The organism is Aeromicrobium camelliae (genome assembly GCF_003850045.1).
GTDB classification, from domain to species: Bacteria; Actinomycetota; Actinomycetes; order Propionibacteriales; family Nocardioidaceae; genus Aeromicrobium; species Aeromicrobium camelliae.
This window is the reverse complement of sequence record NZ_RQJX01000014.1, coordinates 60,004-80,459: the sequence shown is the minus strand read 5'-3', so window position 1 is coordinate 80,459 and position 20,456 is coordinate 60,004. Positions and strand designations below refer to the sequence as shown.

General features: G+C 69.6%; 20 protein-coding genes. 2 read left to right on the top strand and 18 right to left on the bottom strand.

Annotated features, from left to right (window positions below; all coding sequences use genetic code 11):
- Positions 1 to 106: 106 nt before the first annotated feature.
- Positions 107 to 910, bottom strand: coding sequence for an ABC transporter permease (locus tag EHW97_RS10960; RefSeq protein ID WP_124237205.1), 804 nt, complete (start codon positions 908 to 910; stop codon positions 107 to 109).
- Entirely contained in the window at positions 907 to 1,887 is a 981-nt protein-coding gene (locus EHW97_RS10955; protein WP_124237204.1) for an ATP-binding cassette domain-containing protein, read from the bottom strand. Before EHW97_RS10955 ends, EHW97_RS10960 begins: the two co-directional genes overlap by 4 nt.
- 69 nt (positions 1,888 to 1,956) lie before the next feature.
- On the opposite strand from EHW97_RS10955, the gene EHW97_RS10950 reads away from it, so the two are divergent.
- Positions 1,957 to 2,604: a TetR/AcrR family transcriptional regulator gene (locus EHW97_RS10950; protein WP_124237203.1), complete on the top strand. Its 648-nt coding sequence runs from the start codon at positions 1,957 to 1,959 to the stop codon at positions 2,602 to 2,604.
- Here the strand turns inward: EHW97_RS10950 and EHW97_RS10945 are convergent.
- The 4 genes from EHW97_RS10945 to EHW97_RS10930 are packed head-to-tail and all read right to left on the bottom strand — an operon-like array spanning position 2,595 to position 5,728.
- A complete protein-coding gene (locus EHW97_RS10945) occupies positions 2,595 to 3,818 on the bottom strand; it encodes a pyridoxal phosphate-dependent aminotransferase (protein WP_124237202.1) in 1,224 nt (407 codons plus the stop codon). The genes EHW97_RS10950 and EHW97_RS10945 overlap by 10 nt on opposite strands.
- Before the next feature lie 49 nt (positions 3,819 to 3,867).
- Entirely contained in the window at positions 3,868 to 4,794 is a 927-nt protein-coding gene (locus tag EHW97_RS10940; protein WP_124237201.1) for an RluA family pseudouridine synthase, read from the bottom strand.
- Positions 4,791 to 5,354 (bottom strand): signal peptidase II, encoded by a 564-nt coding sequence (gene lspA / locus EHW97_RS10935; protein WP_243696404.1) that lies wholly within the window; start codon positions 5,352 to 5,354, stop codon positions 4,791 to 4,793. Before lspA ends, EHW97_RS10940 begins: the two co-directional genes overlap by 4 nt.
- Entirely contained in the window at positions 5,327 to 5,728 is a 402-nt protein-coding gene (locus EHW97_RS10930; protein WP_124237200.1) for a TraR/DksA family transcriptional regulator, read from the bottom strand. The genes lspA and EHW97_RS10930 overlap by 28 nt, the downstream gene beginning before the upstream one ends.
- A 60-nt stretch (positions 5,729 to 5,788) precedes the next feature.
- Here EHW97_RS10930 and ileS point away from each other — a divergent pair, with 60 nt between their 5' ends.
- A complete protein-coding gene (ileS, locus tag EHW97_RS10925; RefSeq protein ID WP_279432312.1) occupies positions 5,789 to 8,962 on the top strand; it encodes an isoleucine--tRNA ligase in 3,174 nt (1,057 codons plus the stop codon).
- A gap of 79 nt (positions 8,963 to 9,041) precedes the next feature.
- Here the strand turns inward: ileS and EHW97_RS10920 are convergent, their stop codons facing one another.
- From EHW97_RS10920 to mraY, 12 genes are all read right to left on the bottom strand, one after another.
- Positions 9,042 to 9,824 carry a DivIVA domain-containing protein gene (locus EHW97_RS10920; RefSeq protein WP_124237199.1) on the bottom strand — a complete coding sequence of 261 codons (783 nt, stop codon included), beginning with the start codon at positions 9,822 to 9,824 and terminating at the stop codon, positions 9,042 to 9,044.
- Positions 9,825 to 9,942: 118 nt separating this feature from the next.
- The gene (locus EHW97_RS10915; protein WP_124237198.1) at positions 9,943 to 10,233 is read right to left on the bottom strand and encodes a YggT family protein; all 291 of its coding nucleotides are present in this window, start codon (positions 10,231 to 10,233) and stop codon (positions 9,943 to 9,945) included.
- 3 nt (positions 10,234 to 10,236) lie between these two features.
- Positions 10,237 to 10,740 carry a cell division protein SepF gene (locus EHW97_RS10910; RefSeq protein WP_124237197.1) on the bottom strand — a complete coding sequence of 168 codons (504 nt, stop codon included), beginning with the start codon at positions 10,738 to 10,740 and terminating at the stop codon, positions 10,237 to 10,239.
- A gap of 42 nt (positions 10,741 to 10,782) precedes the next feature.
- Positions 10,783 to 11,496, bottom strand: coding sequence for a YggS family pyridoxal phosphate-dependent enzyme (locus EHW97_RS10905; RefSeq protein ID WP_124237196.1), 714 nt, complete (start codon positions 11,494 to 11,496; stop codon positions 10,783 to 10,785).
- Positions 11,493 to 12,161 carry a purine nucleoside phosphorylase YfiH/LACC1 family protein gene (locus tag EHW97_RS10900; RefSeq protein WP_208001996.1) on the bottom strand — a complete coding sequence of 223 codons (669 nt, stop codon included), beginning with the start codon at positions 12,159 to 12,161 and terminating at the stop codon, positions 11,493 to 11,495. The genes EHW97_RS10905 and EHW97_RS10900 overlap by 4 nt, the downstream gene beginning before the upstream one ends.
- Before the next feature lie 2 nt (positions 12,162 to 12,163).
- On the bottom strand, positions 12,164 to 13,327 hold the full coding sequence (gene ftsZ, locus EHW97_RS10895) for a cell division protein FtsZ (RefSeq protein WP_124237195.1): 1,164 nt from the start codon (positions 13,325 to 13,327) through the stop codon (positions 12,164 to 12,166).
- A gap of 159 nt (positions 13,328 to 13,486) precedes the next feature.
- Positions 13,487 to 14,197 carry a cell division protein FtsQ/DivIB gene (locus EHW97_RS10890; protein ID WP_124237194.1) on the bottom strand — a complete coding sequence of 237 codons (711 nt, stop codon included), beginning with the start codon at positions 14,195 to 14,197 and terminating at the stop codon, positions 13,487 to 13,489.
- The gene (gene murC / locus EHW97_RS10885) at positions 14,190 to 15,599 is read right to left on the bottom strand and encodes a UDP-N-acetylmuramate--L-alanine ligase (RefSeq protein ID WP_124237193.1); all 1,410 of its coding nucleotides are present in this window, start codon (positions 15,597 to 15,599) and stop codon (positions 14,190 to 14,192) included. The genes EHW97_RS10890 and murC overlap by 8 nt, the downstream gene beginning before the upstream one ends.
- Positions 15,596 to 16,672, bottom strand: coding sequence for an undecaprenyldiphospho-muramoylpentapeptide beta-N-acetylglucosaminyltransferase (murG, locus tag EHW97_RS10880; protein ID WP_124237218.1), 1,077 nt, complete (start codon positions 16,670 to 16,672; stop codon positions 15,596 to 15,598). Before murG ends, murC begins: the two co-directional genes overlap by 4 nt.
- 9 nt (positions 16,673 to 16,681) lie before the next feature.
- Positions 16,682 to 17,890, bottom strand: a complete 1,209-nt coding sequence (gene ftsW / locus EHW97_RS10875; RefSeq protein WP_124237192.1) for a putative lipid II flippase FtsW — start codon at positions 17,888 to 17,890, stop codon at positions 16,682 to 16,684.
- Between the two features lie 45 nt (positions 17,891 to 17,935).
- A complete protein-coding gene (murD, locus tag EHW97_RS10870) occupies positions 17,936 to 19,414 on the bottom strand; it encodes a UDP-N-acetylmuramoyl-L-alanine--D-glutamate ligase (RefSeq protein ID WP_378079925.1) in 1,479 nt (492 codons plus the stop codon).
- On the bottom strand, positions 19,390 to 20,454 hold the full coding sequence (gene mraY, locus EHW97_RS10865; RefSeq protein ID WP_124237190.1) for a phospho-N-acetylmuramoyl-pentapeptide-transferase: 1,065 nt from the start codon (positions 20,452 to 20,454) through the stop codon (positions 19,390 to 19,392). The genes murD and mraY overlap by 25 nt, the downstream gene beginning before the upstream one ends.
- Positions 20,455 to 20,456 lie beyond the last annotated feature (2 nt).

Here is a 20,456-nt window from a genome sequence, read left to right as displayed (position 1 = left end):
CTGTGGCCTCCAGACATGACGAGATCGGTGCCCAGCTGGGCGTCGTCGGGGAAGGCCTTCAGCCTACGCCAGCGCTCTGACAGAACCGACGAGGCTCGCCACGGGCTCAGCGTGACGAGGCTCGCTGATACTGACGGACGCAGAGCGGCACGAAGACGGCCAGGATGATGCCGACCCACACCAGGGTGTACAGCGCCGGGTTCTGCATCGACCACACGTCCGGAACCGCCATGCCGTCAGGAACGTTGCCGAACAGCTCGCGCACCGCCTGCGTGATGGCCGAGACCGGATTCCACTCCACGACCGTCTGGAGTCCGGAGGGGAACGACTCCAACGGCACGAAGGCGTTGGAGACGAAGGTCAAGGGCATGATCACCATGAAGGAGGCGTTGTTGATGACATCGACGCTCGGGACCAGCAGGCCGATGTAGGCCATCACCCAGCTGATCGCGTAGGCGAACAGCAGCAGCAGCGCGAACGCCGCGATCGTCTCCAGGATCGAGCCACGTGCCCGCCAGCCGACCAGCAGACCGGTGAGCGCCATGACGACGAGCGATACGACGTTGTACACGACGTCGGACGTGGTGCGTCCGACCAGCACGGCGGACCGCGCCATCGGCAGGGACCGGAACCGGTCGATGAACCCCTTCTGCATGTCCTCGGCGAGCGCGGCACCGGAGTACGTCGCCCCGAAAACGACGGTCTGGGCGAAGATGCCGCCGATGAGGAACTCCTTGTAATCCAGGCCCGGACCTGCGTCGATCGCGCCGCCGAACACGTACGCGAACAGCAGCACGAACATGATCGGCGACATGAGGACGAAGACCATGATCTCCGGCACGCGCTTGATCTTGATGAGGTTGCGCTTGGCGACGACCCACCCGTCGGTGGCGACACGGACCATGCTCATCGGACGGTCTCCTTCTCCGGCTCGTTCTCGGTGGGCTCGTGGTCGGCCTCGTGGCCGGTCAGAGCCAGGAAGACGTCGTCGAGCGTGGGGCGGCGCAGACCGACGTCGAGGACCTCGATACCGGCGGACTCCAGGCGCTGGAGCACCGCCATGAGTTGACGCGCGCCGTCACCGCTGACCGCCGCGGACAGGCCGCGGTCGCGACGCCGCACCTCGCCGCGGGCGAGTTCGGCGAGGATGCTCGCCGCCTCGTCGACCCGCTCGTCCTTGGCGACGACCATCTCGATGCGCTCGCCGCCGGTCTGCGACTTGAGCTGGTCGGCCGTTCCCTGGGCGATCGCGCGGCCCTTGTCGATGACGATGATGTCGTCGGCGAGCAGGTCCGCCTCCTCCAGGTACTGCGTCGTCAGCAGCAACGTGGCGCCCGACGCGACGAGTTCCTCGATGACGTCCCACATCTGCTGCCGACTGCGCGGGTCGAGACCTGTGGTGGGCTCGTCCAGCACGAGTACCGGCGGTTCGGCGACGAGCGCACCCGCGAGGTCGAGCCGGCGCCGCATACCTCCGGAGTAGGTCTTGGACGGCCGGTCGGCAGCGTCCGCGAGGTCGAAGCGCTCGAGCAGCTCACGAGCCCGAGCACCGGCTCGTTTGGCGCTCATACCGTAGAGACGGCCGACCATCTGCAGGTTCTCGAACCCCGTCAGATGCTCGTCCACCGCGGCGTACTGACCGGACAGGCCGATGCGTTCACGGACGCCGTTGGGGTCCGCGAGCACGTCCACGCCCGCGACCTCCGCCGTGCCCGCGTCGGGCTTGAGCAGCGTCGTCAGGATGCGCACCGCGGTGGTCTTGCCCGCCCCGTTGGGACCGAGCAGACCGAGCACGGTGCCCTGCGGCACCCGCAAGTCGAGGCCCGCGAGCGCCTCGACGTCTCCGTACCGCTTGACCAGGCCCTCCGCCTGGATCATGTCGCCCATGAGGTCTCCTCCGTCACGTGAGCGGGTAATGTTGACAACGTACACATCGCCACTGACAGGAATCAACGAGTGACGACAGCGGACCGCCCGTACCACCACGGAGAGCTTCCCGAGGCGCTCATCGACGCCGGACTGCGGCTCTCGCGGGCAGGCGGTGCGGCTGCGCTCACGCTGCGCGCGGTCACGCGAGAAGCGGGCGTCTCCGCGACCGCGGCCTACCGCCATTTCACCGATCACGACCACTTGCGCCGCGACACCGCGCGCCGCACCCGGCGCGCGCTGGCCGACACCATGCTCGCCACGATCGCGGAACTCGGCACGGACCTCCCCGCGGCGGAGACGGCGGTGCAGCGGCTGCGGGGCGTAGGGCTGGGCTACATCCGGTTCGCGCTCGACGAACCGGGATGGTTCGACCTCGCGTTCTCGATGCCGGACGATCCGACCGCCACCCCCGACGACGCGCCTGGACCCTTCGAACTCCTCATGGAATCGCTCGACGCGATGGTCGCCACCGGGGTGCTCTCCCCCGACCGCCGCCCGGGTGCCGAGTGGGCGTGCTGGGGCTCCGTGCACGGCTTCGCCGACCTCGTGGCCCGCGGGCCGCTGCGCGATCAGGAACGCGTGGTGGTCGACCAGCTCGGGCGCAACGTCGTCGAGGCGGTCATCGCCGGCGTGGTCGCCGGATCGCTCGATGCGTTGCGCGGCCCTCAGGCCTGACGGTAGCTGCTGAGGAAGTTGCCCAGCCGCTGGATGGCCTCGGCCAGATCGCGCGCCCACGGCAGCGTCACGATGCGCAGGTGGTCCGGGCGCGGCCAATTGAAGCCGGTGCCCTGGGTGATGAGGATCTTCTCGCTCGTGAGCAGGTCGAGCGCCAGCTGCTGGTCGTCCTTCACCGGGTACACCTCGGGGTCGAGTCGAGGGAACGCGTACAGGGCCCCGCGCGGCGTCACGACACTGACCCCGGGGATCTTGCGCAACTCCTCGACGGCGGTGTCGCGCTGCTCGAGCAGCCGCCCTCCGGGCAGGATCAGTTCCTTGATCGACTGGTAGCCGCCTAACGCGACCTGGATGGCGTTCTGCGCGGGCACGTTGGGACACAACCGCATCGAGGCCAGCAGCGTGATGCCCTCGAGGTAGTCCTGGGCGCGCTCCAGCGGACCGGTGACGACGAGCCACGCCGAGCGATACCCGCACACCCGGTACGCCTTGGACAGTCCGTTGAAGGTCAGCGTGAGGACGTCGGGCGCCACGCTCGCCAGCGGGATGTGCACCGCGTCGTCGTACAGGATCTTGTCGTAGATCTCATCGGCCATCAGCACGAGATCGTGCTTGCGGGCGAATTCGGCGATCGCGGTGAGCGTCTCGCGGCTGTACACCGCGCCGGTCGGGTTGTTCGGGTTGATGACGACGATGGCCCGGGTCCGGTCGGTGATCTTCGACTCGAGATCCTCCAGGTCCGGATTCCAGCCGTTCTCCTCGTCGCAGAGGTAGTGCACGGGCACGCCGCCGGCGAGGTTGGTCACGGCCGTCCACAGCGGGTAGTCCGGCGCGGGGATGAGCACCTCGTCCCCATTGTTGAGCAGTGCCTGCAGCGCGATCTGAATCAGCTCGGACACGCCGTTACCCAGCCAGACGTCATCGATGTCGATGGCCGGGAAGCCCTCCTGCAGCTGGTAGTGGTGCACCACGGCCCGGCGCGCCGACTGGATGCCACGCGAGTCGGAGTATCCGGCGGAGGTGGGCAGCCCGGCGATCACGTCCTGGAGGATCTCTGAGGGCGCGTCGAAGCCGAAAGGCTGAGGGTTGCCGATGTTGAGCTTGAGGATCCGGTGCCCCTCGGCCTCCAGCGCCGCCGCACGCGCGCTGACGGGTCCGCGGATGTCGTACAGGACATCGCGCAACTTCTCCGACTGCCGCACCACTGGACTCATGGCGTCATTCTGTCACTGCGGTCCGCGCGCACCGTGTCGCACACCCGGGTCAGGAGAGGTCGCGCACCACGTCGAGGGCGTGCTGGAGGTCGGGCGGGTAGGGCGACTCGAACTCCACGTACTCGCCGCTGCGGGGATGGATGAACCCGAGCCGGACTGCGTGGAGCCACTGCCGTTCCAGTCCCACCTTGGCCGCGAGTGTCGGATCGGCCCCGTACTGCAGATCGCCGACGCACGGGTGCTTGAGGGCGCTCATGTGCACACGGATCTGGTGGGTGCGACCGGTCTCCAGTTTGATCGTCAGCAACGACGCGTACCGGTGCGCCTCGAGCGTGTCGTAGTGGGTCACGCTGGGGCGGCCGTCCGAACGCACCGTGAACTTGAAGTCGTGCTTGGGGTGCCGAGCGATCGGCGCGTCGATCGTGCCGGTGTGCGGATCAGGGTGCCCCTGCACGAGCGCGTGGTAGGTCTTGTCGACCGTGCGGTCGCGGAACGCCTGCTTGAGCACCGAGTAGGCGGCCTCGGACTTCGCCACGACCATCAGCCCGCTCGTGCCGACGTCGAGCCGCTGGACGATGCCCTGCCGCTCCGGAGCGCCTGAGGTCGAGATGCGGACCCCCGCCCCGGCCAGGTGACCTGACACGGTCGGCCCCTCCCAGCCGACGCTCGGGTGCGCCGCGACCCCGATCGGCTTGTCGACCACGACGATGTCGTCGTCCTGGAACACGATCGACATGCCCTCGACGACCTCGGCGACGACCTCGGCGGTACGGGCGGCAGGGATCTCGGCCTCCAGCAGCACGCCGCTGTCGACGCGCTCGGACTTGGCCGGCGGTACGCCGTCGAGCAGGACGAGCCCCTCGGCGATGAGCTCGCCGGCGCGCGAGCGCGACAGGCCGAACAGCCGGGCCAGGGCGACGTCGACGCGCTCGCCGGCCAACCCTTCGGGCACGTACACCGATCGGCTCTCAGTCATGCCCGCTCACCGCCCTTGGGGCGCCGTTCCTCGCGGGTCCCGTCGATGCCGATGCCCTGGAAGGCGCGGATGACGATCATCACCGCGGCCACGTTGAGCGAGATGTCGGCGACGTTGAAGACCGGCCAGTTGGGCAGCTGCAGGAAGTCGACGACGTGGCCGTGCAGCGCCCCAGGCTCGCGGAAGATGCGGTCGGCGAGGTTGCCCGTGGCGCCCGCAAGGAAGAACCCGAACGCGACGGCCCACCAGCGGTCGCGCAGCTTGCGGGCCATGACGATCAGCACGACGCTCGCGGTGATCGCGACGATGCTGATCACGATGGTGAACTCGGCCCCGGCACCGAACGCCGCACCGGGGTTGCGCAGGAACGTCAGCCACAGCAGGCCGGGGATGACGGTGACGCGGTCCTGCCCCTCGAGATAGGCGACCGCGAGGATCTTGGTGACCTGATCGAGGGTCCAGACCAGGACCGCGACGATCGCGAACAGACCGATCCGTGACCGGCGGGGCGCTGTGGCGTCCGCTGACGAACTCAGCGACGCTCCTCTTTCCTCTTGCATTCCATGCATAGTGTCGCACGGGGGAAAGCCATGAGCCGCAGCTTGCCGATCGGCTCCCCGCAGTTCTCGCAGATTCCGTAGCTTCCGTCCTCGAGACGCTCGAGCGCCTTCTCGGTCTGGATGAGCAGGACCTGCTGGTTCGCGGCGAGTGACATCTCGGCGTCGCGCTCGAGGCTGTTGGAGCCCACGTCGGCCTGGTCGTTGCCGGCACCGTCCACGCCGGCGGCCAGCATCTCGCGCAATTCGACCGCCGAGGTCTTGAGCTCGGCGGCAAGGCGCTCGATGTCACCGAGCAGCTCGGTGTGAACCTGCTCGATCTCTTCGTCCGTCCACGGATCTTCGTCCGCGCGGACCGCCAACGTCGTACTGGGCATGCCGGGACAGTAGACCGACCGCGCCCCGGTGGCAAGTTCTGGATCCGTAGAATCGACCGCGTGACCTCACACGCCTCGACATCGTCAGAATCCGCTGCCCTCTACCGCCGGGTGCCCGCGCAGATCGAGCTTCCGGCCATGGAGCGCGAGATTCTCGATTTCTGGCGTGAGAACGCGGTTTTCGCCGCCTCGCTCGACACCCCCGCCGATGCACCCCGCTGGACCTTCTATGAGGGCCCCCCGACAGCCAACGGCACTCCCGGGACGCACCACGTGGAGGCGCGCGTCTTCAAGGACGTCTTCCCCCGCTTCAAGACCATGCAGGGCTACCACGTGGACCGCAAGGCCGGCTGGGACTGCCACGGCCTTCCGGTGGAGATCGCCGTCGAGAAGGAACTGGGCCTGGGCGGCAAGCCCGACATCGAGGCGTTCGGTATCGCCGAGTTCAACGCGCGCTGCCGTGAGGCCGTCCAGCGCAACGTCGACCAGTTCGAAGAGATGACCGACCGCATGGGCTACTGGGTCGACATGCGCGAGCCCTACCGCACGATGGACACCGAGTACGTCCAGAGCGTGTGGTGGGCGCTCTCGCGCATCTTCGAGCAGGGACTGCTGGCCGAGGATTACCGGGTCGCGCCCTACTGCCCGCGCTGCGGCACGACGCTGTCGGACCACGAGGTCGCGCAGGGATACGAGACCGTGGTCGACCCTTCGGTCTACGTGCGTTTCCCGCTCACGAGCGGACCGTGGGAGGGCACCGACCTGCTGGTCTGGACCACCACGCCCTGGACGCTCGTCTCCAACACCGCGGTCGCGGTCCACCCGGAGGTGACCTACGTCGTGGCGAGCCGCGGCGACGACCGTGTCGTCGTGGCCGAACCGCTCGTGGCGGCCGCCCTGGGCGACGACTGGACCATCGGAGAGCGGATCATCGGCCGCGAGATGGAGCGCTGGACCTACCAGCGCCCCTTCGAGTTCGTCGAGTTCCCCGAGTCGGCGCACTTCGTGGTCGTCGCCGAGTACGTGACGACCGACGACGGCACGGGGCTGGTGCACCAGTCGCCGGCCTTCGGTGCCGACGACATGGCGGTCTGCCGCTCGTACGGGCTTCCCGTGGTCAACCCGATCACCAACGACGGCCACTTCGAGGCGGGCGTGCCGCTCGTCGGCGGCCAGTTCTTCAAGGACGCCGACGCGGCGCTCGTCGATTCGCTGCGTGAGCGCGGCCTGCTGTTCGCCAAGCTCGACTACGAACACTCGTACCCGCACTGCTGGCGCTGTCATACGCCGCTCATGTACTTCGCTCTCCCGGCCTGGTACGTGCGCACCACCGCCCGCAAGGACGAGCTGCTCGCGGCCAACGAGGCCACGACCTGGTACCCGGACACCGTCAAGCACGGCCGCTACGGCGACTGGCTCGAGAACAACATCGACTGGGCACTCTCGCGCAATCGGTACTGGGGCACTCCCCTGCCGATCTGGCGCAACGACGCCGACCCGACCAAGCTCGTGTGCGTCGAGTCGCTGGCGCAGCTCTCGGAGCTCACGGGCCGGGACCTGTCCGAGCTGGACCCGCACCGGCCGTACATCGACGACGTCACGTTCACGATCGACGGTGAGCCCGGTACCTACCGCCGCGTGCCGGAGGTCATCGACGCCTGGTTCGACTCCGGCTCGATGCCGTTCGCGCAGTGGGGCTACCCGCACGTGCCCGGTTCCAAGGAGCGCTTCGAGCAGGCGTTCCCGGCCCAGTACATCTGCGAGGCGATCGACCAGACCCGTGGCTGGTTCTACTCGCTCATGGCCGTCAGCACGCTGGTGTTCGGCCACAACAGCTACGAGAACGTCGTGTGCCTCGGCCACATCCTGGCCGAGGACGGCAAGAAGATGAGCAAGCACCTGGGCAACATCCTGTTGCCCATGCCGCTCATGGACGAGCACGGAGCCGACGCTCTGCGCTGGTTCATGGCGTGCTCGGGCTCGCCGTGGTCCGCGCGGCGCATCGGCGACACCGCGCTCACCGAGATCGTCCGCAAGGTGCTGCTGACCTACTGGAACACCGTCGCCTTCCAGGCGCTCTACGCTCGCGCCGAAGGATGGACGCCGCAGTCCGGCGACGCTCCGGCCGTCGCCGACCGACCCGTGCTCGATCGTTGGCTGGTCTCCCAGACCCACCGGCTCGTCGAGAGCGTGACGTCGGCCCTCGAGGACTTCGACACCCAGGGCGCGGGCCAGCAGCTGGCGACCTTCGTCGACGATCTCTCGAACTGGTACGTGCGCCGCTCACGTAAGCGGTTCTGGCGGGGCGACACCGCCGCGCTCGCGACGTTGCACGAGGTGCTCGAAGTCGTCACCCGGCTGCTCGCTCCCCTCGTTCCGTTCATCGCCGAGCGGGTGTGGCAGGACCTCATCGTTCCCGTGACACCGGAGGCTCCGCGCTCGGTGCACCTGGCCACGTGGCCGGCCGCCGATACCGCGCTCATCGAGGAGGGGCTGGCCGAACGCGTCGAGCTCGCCCGCCGCGTGACCGAACTCGGCCGCGCCGCACGGGCGGAGGCCAAGATCCGTACGCGCCAGCCCTTGCGCCGTGCGCTCGTCGGGTCGGCCCACTACGACGCACTCGGCGAGGACCTGCGTGCCGAGGTGTGCGAGGAGCTCAACGTCCGTGACGTGGAGTCGCTCGCGGCAGCAGGGGGCGATCTCGTCGACTACACCGCCAAGGCGAACTTCCGTGCCCTCGGCAAGCGCTTCGGTCAGCAGACCCCGAAGGTCGCTGCGGCGATCGCTGCGGCCGACCCCGCACAGATCGCCGCCATGTCCACGGCCGGCACCACACTGACGCTCTCGGTCGAGGGCGAGGACGCCGAGATCGGCCCCGACGACGTCATCGTGTCGGAGCGCCCGCGTGAGGGATGGGCGGTCGTCAATGAACAGGGCGAGACCGTCGCGCTCGACCTCGACCTCGACGACGAGCTGCGCCAGGCCGGCGTCGCCCGAGAGATCGTCCGTGCCCTGCAGGAGGCACGCAAGAACGCCGGCCTGGAGATCACCGACCGCATCGCCGTCCGGTGGACAGCGGGCTCGGCGACCGCGGAGGCTGTGCGTGCTCACGCGGCGTCGATCGCCGACGAGGTGCTGGCCACGTCCCTGGACGAGGACGCCTCGGTGACCGGCGCCGAGGACGCGGTGCGTGACGCCGACCTCGACGTCACCTTCGCGCTCGGCCGGGTCTGAGTCCGAGCCGGGAGCACCGGCATACGAGAGCGGCCCCCCACCAGATGGTGGGGGGCCGCTCTCGTCGGACGTGGGAGTGTCAGCTCTTGTCGCCCTCGACCGGCGTCGACGCGATGTCGTCGGCCGCGAGGATGCGGTTGCCGCCGCGGCGCACCTGCGAGGTGGGCTCGATGTTCTCCTGCTCCGAGAGCTGCTTGAGCTGGTTCTCGAAGTACGCCTTGAGCCGCGCGCGGTACTCGCGCTCGTAGGCACGCAGGTGGTCGACCTCGGTCTGCAGCTCCTGGCGCTGACGCTCGATGTCGGCGAGGGCCTGCTGACGACGCTGGTTGGTCTCTTCGTCGAGCTTGTGAGCCCGCATGCGGGCGACCGCCTCGAGGCGCTCGGCCTTCTCCTTGGACTCGGTCTCGAGGCGCTCGGCCTCGGTGCGCGCGTCGGTGAGGAGCTTGTCGGCCTCCTCCTTCGCCGACTCCATGAGCTGGTCGGCGTTGGTGGATGCGATCTCCAGCAGACGGGCCGCCGCAACCGACGCCTCGCTGACCGTCGTGACCTTGGGCGCCTCGGGCACCGGCGCCGACTCGGGGGCCTTGACCGGCTCGGGCTCGGGCTCGGGCTCCGGCTCGGGAGCCTTGACCGGCTCGGCCGGCTGGCTCACCTGCAAGCGGGTCTGCTCGGCAGCCGGGGTGGCGGCCGGGCCGCCCGCGCTCTCGAGCTTGCTGCGCAGCTCGGCGTTCTCGGCGAGCAAGCGTTCGAGTTCGGCTTCGACCTCGTCGAGGAACTGATCGACCTCGCCCATGTCATAGCCTTCACGCAGCCTCACGGCTGTGAAACGCTTTTCGCGCACGTCCTCCGGCGTCAGCGGCATCGGTTCACCTCTAGGTTTGTGGTCACAAGTCGATCAGTCACAACATATCCACCGTACTCTGTCGCAGTGCAGGGCCGCTACGCGCCCGGCCCATTGACGGCACGATGTAGCGATCAGCCTAGTAGAACAGGCGCGGAAGCACCGCCTGCAGGATGATCAGGACGATGAGGAGCACCATCGGCGACAGGTCCAGCATGACCTGGCCGAGGCGCACGGGCGGGATCACCTTGCGCAGGGCGCGCAGCGGCGGATCGGTCACGGTGTAGATCGCCTCGCAGATCACCGCGACGAAGCCCGTGGGCCGCCATTGACGGGCCAGCACCTGAACCCAGTCGACGATGAAACGAGCGATGACGAGCCAGATGGCGATCTGGATGACGATCCAGATCGCGTCGCCTACGGCTGCCATGTATCAACTTTGGTTGTAGAAGCCACCGGCAACGATGGCCTGCTTGTCCTCTTCGGAGACCATGATGCTCTCCGGGGACAACAGGAAGACCTTGGCCGTGATCCGGTTGAGGGAGCCGCGCACCGCGAAGACCAGCCCGGCGGCGAAGTCGACGAGTCGCTTGGCGTCGTCGTCGCTGATGTCGGAGAGGTTCATGATCACGGGCACACCCGAGCGGAAGTGCTCGCCGATCGTCCGCGCGTCGTTGTAGGTGTGCGGCGTGACGGTCTCGATCCGCGACAGGTCGGCGCCGGTCATGGACGCAGCACGATGCTGGTCCAGGTCGGCCACGGGGCGCACGGCCGGACGGAACGTCTGCTGCGCGGCAGCAGGAGCCGTCTGGACAGCACGCGGCGACGTCCGCACCGGAGCCGGTGCGGGCTCGGTGTAGTCGTCCTCATCGGAACCGAAGTCGGCCTGTTCGACGAGGCCGAGATACTCTCCGACTTTCCGCATTGCGCCTGCCATGGCTACTCCGTCAGTGTCGTTGCGAGATGGTCTAGTGCGAGGTTACTGCAGCGGGGGCCGTTCACCGAGGATCGAACGCCCGATGCGCAGGTGTGTCGCGCCGTGGCGCACCGCGGCGGCGAAGTCCCCGCTCATGCCCGCCGAGATCATGTCGGCCGAGGCGTGGCGAGCACGCAGCCCATCGGCGATCTCGGCGAGGTGAGCGAAGTGCGGTTCGGGGTCCTCCCCCAGCGGCGCCACGGTCATGACGCCACGTAACCGCAAGGCGGGTGCGTCGGCGACGAGATCGGCCAGTTCGTCGACGCCCTCGGGCAGCACCCCGGCGCGACCGGCATCGTCGCCGCCGAAGTCGACCTGCACGAGGCAGTCCAGCACCCGCTCCGCCGCCTCCGCGCCGCGCGCCAGCGATCGGGCCAGCTTCGGCCGGTCGACGCTGTGCACGACATCGGCGTAGCGGGCGACGGCGCCGGCCTTGTTGGTCTGCAGCCCGCCCACGAAGTGCATCCGCGGCCGGGCCACGCCTGCGGACAGCAACCCGTCGAGTTCCTCGAGCTTGTCGCGCGCCTCCGGGTGACGGTTCTCCCCCACGTCGGTGACGCCCAGGCCGGCGAGCAGCGCGACATCGGCGGCCGGGTAGGTCTTGGTGACCGCGATGAGCGTGATCTCGTCGCGCGCACGCCCCGCGGCGGCACAGGCGTCGGCGATCTCCTGCTCGACGCGCGCAAGGCGTGCCTCGAGCTCGGCACGGCGCGTCACGCCGCGGCTCCTGGCTCGCGGAGGGCGAGGACGGCACCGAACCGGCCGGCCGCCTCACCCTGGCGACGGTAGGAGTGGAAGCGCTCGTCCTCGATCGTGCAGCCGCCCACGGTGGTCGCGGGAACGTCGAGGGCGCGCAGCTGGGCCGCGACTCCGGCACCCAGGTCGAGCGAGTGCGTCCCCCACGAGGTGGTGGACGCGGTGCCGGGTACCAGTGCGTCCACCTCCTGTGCCATGTCCTCAGGCACTTCATAGCAGCGACCGCACGCGTGGGGTCCGACCCAGGCATGAAGCTGCGCAGCGCCCCGTTCGCGCAAGGACTCGACCGCTGCGGCGACGACCCCGGCGGCCATGCCGACCCGCCCGGCGTGGACGACGGCACCGATCGGGGCGACGGCGTCGGCCAGAACGATGGGCACGCAGTCGGCCACCCGGACGACGGCGGCGACACCCGGGCGGTCGAGGATCAGTGCGTCGGCGGTGGGAACGACGTCCGGATCAGCGACAGCGACGTCCGCGCCGTGGACCTGACGCATGATCGCGACCCGTTCAACATTGAACGCGGACGGGATCTCGCGCAGCCCGGCGTCGGGCGGCGCGAGATCGCTCGAACCGTCGGTGAAGGCCAGCTCGGCCGGACTGAATCGTTCGCGGAACCAGAACACCGTCAGCGCAGGAAGTCCGGGACGTCGAGGCCGTCGTTGAAGTCGCTCTGCGAGGCGGGGACAGTGCGCGGCTCAGGCGTCGGGGCCGGGCTGCTCGGTTCGGGGCGCGGGGCGCGCTCCGGCGCGGGCTGCTCGGCCGCGGGCGGCGTGCTCGGCGCGGCGTTCTGCTGCGGCGCCTCGCCCTTGAGCAGCGCGGGCTGGGAGGCATCGCGCGCCTTGGGCTCGCCGCCATCGAAGCCGGCCGCGATGACGGTGACGCGCACCTCGTCGCCGAGCGAGTCGTCGATCACCGCACCGAAGATGATGTTGGCGTCGGGATGGACCGCGTCGCTGACGAGCCCGGCCGCCTCGTTGATCTCGAAGAGGCCGAGGTCCGATCCACCAGCGATCGACAGCAGCACGCCGCGAGCGCCTTCGATGGACGCCTCGAGCAGCGGGCTCGAGACCGCCATCTCGGCCGCGACGGCCGCGCGGTGCTCCCCGCGGGCCGAACCGATGCCCATGAGCGCCGACCCGGCATCGCTCATGACCGACTTGACGTCGGCGAAGTCGAGGTTGATCAGGCCCGGCGTCGTGATGAGGTCGGTGATGCCAGAGACGCCCTGGTAGAGCACCTGGTCGGCCTGGCGGAAGGAGTCGAGGAGGCTGACGTTCTGGTCGCTGATCGACAGCAGCCGGTCGTTCGGGATGACGATGAGGGTGTCGACCTCTTCACGCAGCCGCTGGATGCCGTGGTCGGCCTGGTTGGAGCGGTTACGGCCCTCGAACTTGAACGGCCGGGTCACGACGCCGATCGTCAGCGCGCCGAGCGAACGCGCGATGCGAGCGACGACGGGCGCGCCACCGGTACCGGTGCCGCCGCCCTCCCCCGCGGTGACGAAGACCATGTCGGCGCCCTTGAGCGCCGCCTCGATCTCGTCGGCGTGGTCCTCCGCGGCCTTCTGACCGATCTCGGGGTTGGCGCCGGCGCCCAGCCCGCGCGTGGAGTCGCGACCGACGTCGAGCTTGACGTCGGCGTCGCTCATCAGCAGTGCCTGTGCGTCGGTGTTGATGGCGATGAACTCGACACCCTTGAGGCCGACCTCGATCATGCGGTTGACGGCGTTGACGCCGCCACCGCCGATGCCGACGACCTTGATCACCGCGAGGTAGTTCTGAACCGCCATGCTGCTTGCCCTTCGCTCGTGAATGCTCTCGTGGGGCCGAGACCCGAAACCTTAACCCTGAGGTAGAGGCTTATAGTTATGTCAACCTCGTGACATGACATGACTCTAGGCCGATCACGAGGACGAGTACGGCCAACACGCCGCGCGCCGTCGGTCAATTCAGTCGCGCGTCGTCGGGCGCGTCGGAACACTCACGTCGTAGACCGCCGCGGGGACGTCCAGCAGGACCTTGAGGACGCGGATCTTGGGTCCCGGGTCCTCCGCGCTCCCCCACACCACGGCGCGTCCGTCGAGGAGAGCGAGTTCGACCGAGTCTTGCGTCTCGGCACTGATCGCGGCCACCTGACCCGCGAGCGCCGGGTCGGTGTCGCGCAGGTCGTGCGCGACGCGCGCGGCCGCCGCGACGACGTCAGCGTCGTCGGCGTCGACGCGCAGCTCTGGCAGCCCGGCCTCGGGCGAGTCGACCGGGAGGAAGATGACTCCCTGGGCGTCGACTTCCCACGGACGGTTGTCCCGGCTCACCCATGCCGACGGGGTCCGTTCGGTCACCGTGATGACGACGGTCTCGGGCCACGAGCGCGAGACCTCGACCCGGCGCGCCGGCGCGAGTTCGCTCACCCGTCCTTCGATCGCCTCGGTGTCGAGCCGCGCCAGCGGCGTGTTCAGCGGCACCTCCGCTGCCTGGAGCACCTGCTCCTCGGTGAGGTGCTCGATGCCCGTGACCCGGACCTTCTGGGCGACCAGCAGGCCCGAGAACCAGACGGCCCACACGCCGGCGCCGATCATCGCGACGACGAGGACGGCGAACACGACGCGAATCCACCGGCGCCGGCGGCGTTGCTTGAGCTTGGCCGCGAAGGCGTCACTCACCGGGCTGCTCCAGCAGCGACAGCAGCGCGGGCCCGACCTCGGTGACGTCCCCGGCGCCCAGCGTGACGACCACGTCGCCGGGTCGCACCGACGACGCCACCGCGGCGGGCGCAGCGGCGACCGACCCGACGACGCGTGCGGGCGGTCCGGCGACCGCGTCGACGATGAGCTGGGAGGTGACCTCGGGGTCGGGGTCCTCGCGCGCGAGGTAGATGTCGAGCACGGCGACCTCGTCGGCGAGCGAGAGCGCCTCCCCCATCTGGCCGCCGAAGATCCGGGTGCGGCTCACGAGATGCGGCTGGAACACCGCGACGAGGCGCGATTCACCCGCGACCGCCCGTGCGGCCGCTAAGTCGGCGGCGAGTTCGGTGGGGTGATGCGCATACGAGTCGTAGACCCGGACTCCTCCGGCCTCGCCCTTGTACTCCATGCGGCGCGCGGCACCGCGGAAGGTGCCCAGCCCGGCGATGAGCGGGGCCACCGGATACCCGAGGGCCCGGCCGGCCCCGAGGGCGAGCAGCGCATCGAGGGCGTAATGCCGCCCTGGGACCAGCAGCTCGAGCTCGTGCGTGTCGCCCTCCACGACGACGCGCAGCCGGGTCGTAGTGCCGTCCACGCGAAGCTCGGCACCGGCGATGTCCGCGACGGCGGGGGCGAACCCCACCGTGACGACCCGCAGGCCGGCGGCGCGGGCTCGGTCGGCGATCCTTTCGGCGCCGGGGTCCTCGGTGTTGACGACCAGGAAGTCGCCGACCGTCGCGACGAAGTCATCGAAGGCCTGTTCGTAGGCCTCGACGCTGCCCCACATGTCGAGGTGGTCGGCGTCGATGTTGGTGACGATCGCGCCGGAGGGCGCATAGTGCAGGAACGCTCCGTCGCTCTCGTCGGCCTCGACGACGAAGACCGGATCCGCACCGGCGCGTGCGTTCGTCCCGAGCGCCGGCACTTCGGCGCCGATCGCGAACGAGGGGTCCGCGCCCGCACCCACGAGGGCGCACGTGAGCATGCCCGTCGTGGTGGTCTTGCCGTGGGTCCCGGCGACCGCGACCGTGGTGATCGGCGGGGTCATGAGCGAGGTGAGCCCCGCCGAGCGGGGCCAGAGCCGCAGTCCGCGCGCACGTGCAGCGACGATCTCGGGATTGTCCTCGCGCACCGCCGTGCTCGCCACGACGGTGTCGACGCCGTCGAGATGAGCAGCGTCCTGGCCGACGAAGCACGTGATGCCCTCGGCTCGCAGGGCCTCGATGACCGCCGAGTGGCGGGCGTCCGATCCCTGCACGACGACACCGCGCTGCGCCATGATCCGAGCGATGGCCGACAGCCCCGCACCACCGATGCCGACGAAGTGCACGGTGCCGAGCTGTTCGGCGGGGAGCACCTCGTCCGGGAACGGGATCCTCACCGGCTCTCCCCCGCTGCGTGGATCATCGCGGCCAGCCGCTCGGCGGCGTCCGCGCGGACGATGTCGGATGCGGCACGCGACATCTCGGCCAGGCGGGTCGCGTCGCCGACCAGCGGGATGACGGCGTTCTCGACCCAGGCCGCGGTGAAGGCTGCGTCGTCGATGAGGAGACCGCCTCCGGCCTCGACGACCGGATGCGCGTTGAGCGCCTGCTCGCCGTTGCCGATCGGCAATGGGACGAACGCCGCGGGCAGCCCGACGGCGGCGACCTCGGTGACCGTGTTGGCGCCGGAGCGGCAGACGGTGAAGTCGGCCGCTGCGTAGGCGAGATCCATGCGGTCGATGAAGTTGAGCACGCGGTACGGCGGCTGTCCGGGGGCGGTCTCGACGGGGACCTCCTCGGGACGGCCGGCCGCGTGAAGCACCTGCACGCCGGCCGCGGCGAGCGCCGGAGCGGCTGCTGCCATCGCCTGGTTGATACGTCGCGCACCTTGCGATCCACCAGTGACCAGGATCGTCGGGAGGTCCGGGTCGAGTTCGAAGAAGGCGCGTGCCTCAGCGCGGCGTGCCGCGCGGTCGAGCGTCGCGATCTCACGGCGGATCGGCAGGCCGAGGTACTCACCGTGCGGGAGTTCGGTGTCGGGGAAGCTCGTGGCGACGTGCGTCGTGAAGCGTGCGCCGAGCTTGTTGGCGATCCCCGGCAGCGCGTTGCCTTCGTGGACGACGATGGGGAGGCGTCGCCGCCGCGCGGCCAGGTATGCGGGCACAGAGACGTAGCCGCCGAAGCCGACGACCACGTCGGGTCGCACCGTGTCGAGCACGGCGAGCGTCGCCTTGACCGTCGAGCGCAGCCGGACCGGCAGCTTCACGAGATCGGCGTTGGGCCGCCGCGGCAGCGGGACCGGCGGGACGAGTTCGAGCTCGTACCCGGCGCGCGGGATGAGCTCGACCTCCAGACCCCGGGGGGTGCCGAGGCAGACGATCGTGTCGCCGGACTCGCGCAGCACCGCTGCGGTCGCGAGCAAGGGGGATGTGTGGCCGGCGGTTCCGCCGCCGGCGAGGAGAACGCGCATCGTCATCGTCTACTTCTTGCTGCCGCGACGGCGCTGGCGGCGGCTGGCCGCCAGTGCTTGAGCCGCGCCGGGCTCGGTCGTGGCGCACTTGGCCAGGACCCCGAGTCCCACGAGCGTCGCGAGCAGGCTGGAACCTCCGTACGAGATGAGCGGCAACGGGATGCCGATGACCGGCAGCAGGCCGAGCACCATGCCGACGTTGATGATGGCCTGCGACAGCAACCAGATCGTGATGCCGGCCGCGGCGTACCGCGCGAAGCGGTCGCGGCTGCGCATGGCGATCCGGAAGCCGACGAAGCCCAGCATGCCGAACAGGCTCAACAGCACCAGCGTGCCGGCCAGGCCGAGCTCTTCGCCGATCACGGCGAGGATGAAGTCGTTGTGCGCCTCGGGCAGCGCCCCCCACTTCTGCCGGCTGCCGCCGAGCCCGACGCCCCAGAAACCGCCCCGGGCGAACGCCATCATGGCCTTGATCGACTGGTGGCCGGCACCCTCGGGGTCGGCGGTGGGGTCGAGGAAGCTGAGCAGTCGGGTGATGCGGTGCGGTGCCGTGGCGACGAAGAAGATGAGCAGGACGCCGAGCGCCAGCACCATGAACCACATGTGGCGGCCCGGCAGCCCGGCGACCCACAGCATGCCCACGATGACGGCGAACAGCACGAGAGCGGTGCCGAGGTCCTTCTGCGCCACGACGAGCGCGGCGACCGCGCCGGCCACGGGCACCATGGGCGTGAGGATGTACCGCGGGGTTCCGAGGTACTTGTACCGCCGCGCGTAGAGATCCGCGATCCACAGCACGAGCGCCAGCTTGGCGAGCTCGGACGGCTGGACGCTGACGCCGGCGAACAGCGGCAGCCAGTTGCGGTTGCCGTTGATCTCGACGCCGAGCGGGGTGAAGGTCAGGCCGATGAGCACGACCGTGCCGAGCAGGGCGGGCCGCATCAGGGCGCGCAGGACGTTCCAGGGCAAACGCAGCACGGCGACGAAGCCGAGGACACCCAGCACGGCGAAGACCGCCTGCCGGGTGACGATGTAGAAGGAGTTGTCGAACAGGCGCAAGGCGTAGACCGAGCTCGCGCTCAGGACCATGATGAGGCCGAGGCCGAGCAGGATCGCCGTGAGCCCGAGGACGATCTGGTACGACGCGAGCGGGCGCGAGAGCACCTGACGGACGGCATCGAGCGCCGACGTGGACCGGCGGGGTGCCGAAATGCTCATGAGCAGATCCTTCGGCGAGCGGGGGTGGGGAAGGAAGTGTCGGGACTACGCGCGTTCGGCGAGCCGTCGTACGGCGTCCGTGAACGCCTCACCGCGGTGCGCGTAGTCGGTGAACTGGTCCATGGACGCGCAGCCGGGGGCCAACAGCACCGTGTCACCGGCGTCAGCCAGCGACGAGGCGACCTCGACGACGCGATCCATGAGGTCATCCTGTCCCGTCTCGACCTCCACCACGGGGACTTCGGGCGCGTGTCGCGTGAGCGCGTCGGCGATGATCGCTCGATCACGTCCGATGAGGACGACCGCGCGGAGCCGGTCGCGCGCCTCGGTGACGAGGTCGTCGAAGGTCTGGCCCTTGGCCAGCCCACCGGCGATCCAGACGGCGCGCGGGACCGATCGGAGCGAGGCCAGCGCCGCATGCGTGTTGGTGGCCTTGGAGTCGTCGACGTAGCGCACGCCGCCGATCGAGCCGACGTCGGCGACGCGATGCGGCCCCGGCCGGAAGGCGCGCAGCCCGTCGCGCACCGCCTTGGGCTCCACTCCGTGCGCGCGAGCGAGCGCGGCCGCGGCGAGTGCGTTGGCGACGACGTGGGGCGCGTCGGAGTACAAGTCGCGGACGGAGCCGAGCTCGGCGGCCTGCTCAGCGCGATTCTCCACGAAGGCCCGGTCCGCGAGCAGTCCGTCCACCACGCCGAGCTCGCTCAGCCCGGGGATGCCGAGCGTGAAACCGATCGCGCGCGCCCCCTCGACGACGTCGGCCTCCTCGACCAGGCGCCGGGTCTCGGGGTCGGCGACGTTGTAGACGCACGCGCGCTGCACGTGTTCGTAGGCGCGGCCCTTGGCGGCGGCGTACGCCTCCGCTCCTCCGTGCCAGTCGTAGTGGTCGGGCGCGATGTTGAGGACGGCGGCTGACTCGGCCGACATCGAGGTCGTCCAGTGCAGTTGGAAGCTGGAGAGTTCGACGGCCAGGACGTCGTATCCGGCCGGGTCCATGACCGCCTCGAGGACGGGCGTACCGACGTTGCCGACCGCACGAGCACGCAGCCCGGCGGCCTGCAAGATGCTCTCGAGCATCCGCACCGTCGTGGTCTTGCCGTTGGTCCCGGTGACGACGAGCCACGGAGCGGCATCGGGTCCGCGCAAGCGCCAGGCCAGCTCGACGTCACCCCACACGGGGACGCCGCGCTCGGCGGCCTGCACGAGCATCGGGGTGTCCGGCCTCCAGCCCGGCGAGGTCACCACGAGGTCGACGTCGTCGGGGAGCGTGGCGGTGGCCCCCTCCCCCAGACGCACGTCGGCGCCGAGGATCTGCAGCAGCGTGGCCTTCTCGCGACGCTCGCGGTCCCCTTCGGACTCGTCCACGGCGATGACCGACGCGCCCAGGTGCGTCAGTGTGTCCGCCGCGGCGAAACCGCTGATGCCGAAGCCGGCCACGACCGCCCGAACGCCCTCCCACGAGGATTCGCGGCCGAGCGCCGACACGTCCTTGAGCTCACCGCTCATGCGAGCCGGACCCACTCCCAGTAGAAGATGCCCATCGCCGTGGCGACGCATAGTCCGCTGATGATCCAGAAGCGGACGACGATGGTGATCTCCGCCCAGCCTTTGAGCTCGAAGTGGTGCTGCAACGGAGCCATGCGGAAGATGCGCTTGCCGCCGGAGAGCTTGAAGTAGCCGACCTGCAGGATCACCGAGAGGGTGATGATGACGAAGAGGCCGCCGAGCACGACCAGCAGCAGCTCGGTGCGGGTCATGAGTGCGAGGCCGGCCATCGCGCCGCCGAGCGACAGCGAGCCGGTGTCGCCCATGAAGATCTTGGCCGGATAGGTGTTCCACCACAGGAATCCGAAACACGCGCCGGTGAGGGCCGAGGCCACCACCGCGAGGTCGAGCGGGTCGCGGACCTCGTAGCAGCCGGCGGCGCTCTCGGAGGCACAGTTCTGATTGAACTGCCACACGTTGATGACGACGTAGGCAGCGAACACCATGGCGGAGGCGCCGGTGGCGAGCCCGTCGAGACCGTCGGTGAGGTTGACGCCGTTGGAGGTGCCGGCGATGAGCACGAGCACCCACAGGACGAGCAGGATCGTAGGCAGGGTCCAGCCCGGGATGTCGCGGGTGAAGGACACCGCGTGCGTGATCGGCGTCTGGCCGTTCTCGTCCTCCCATCGGATCGCGAGGATCGCGAAGATCAGGCCCACCGCGATCTGGCCGATCATCTTGGCCTTGCTGCGCAGTCCGAGGGAACGCTGCTTGGAGATCTTGATGTAGTCGTCGAGGAAGCCGATCGCGCCCAGGCCCGTGAAGAGGAAGAGCAGCAGGAGCGCCGACGCGCTGGGAGTGAACCCGGTGGCGAGCTTGGCGACGAGATACGCCAGCAGGACCGAGATGATGATGACGAGACCGCCCATCGTCGGGGTCCCGCGCTTGGTGTGGTGCGAGGTCGGTCCGTCGTCGCGGATCAGCTGGCCGTACCCCTTGGCCACGAGCACCTGGATGGCGAATCTCGTCCCGATGAGGGTGCCGAGCATACCGATGGCACCGGCGATCAGGACGGCAAGCACGG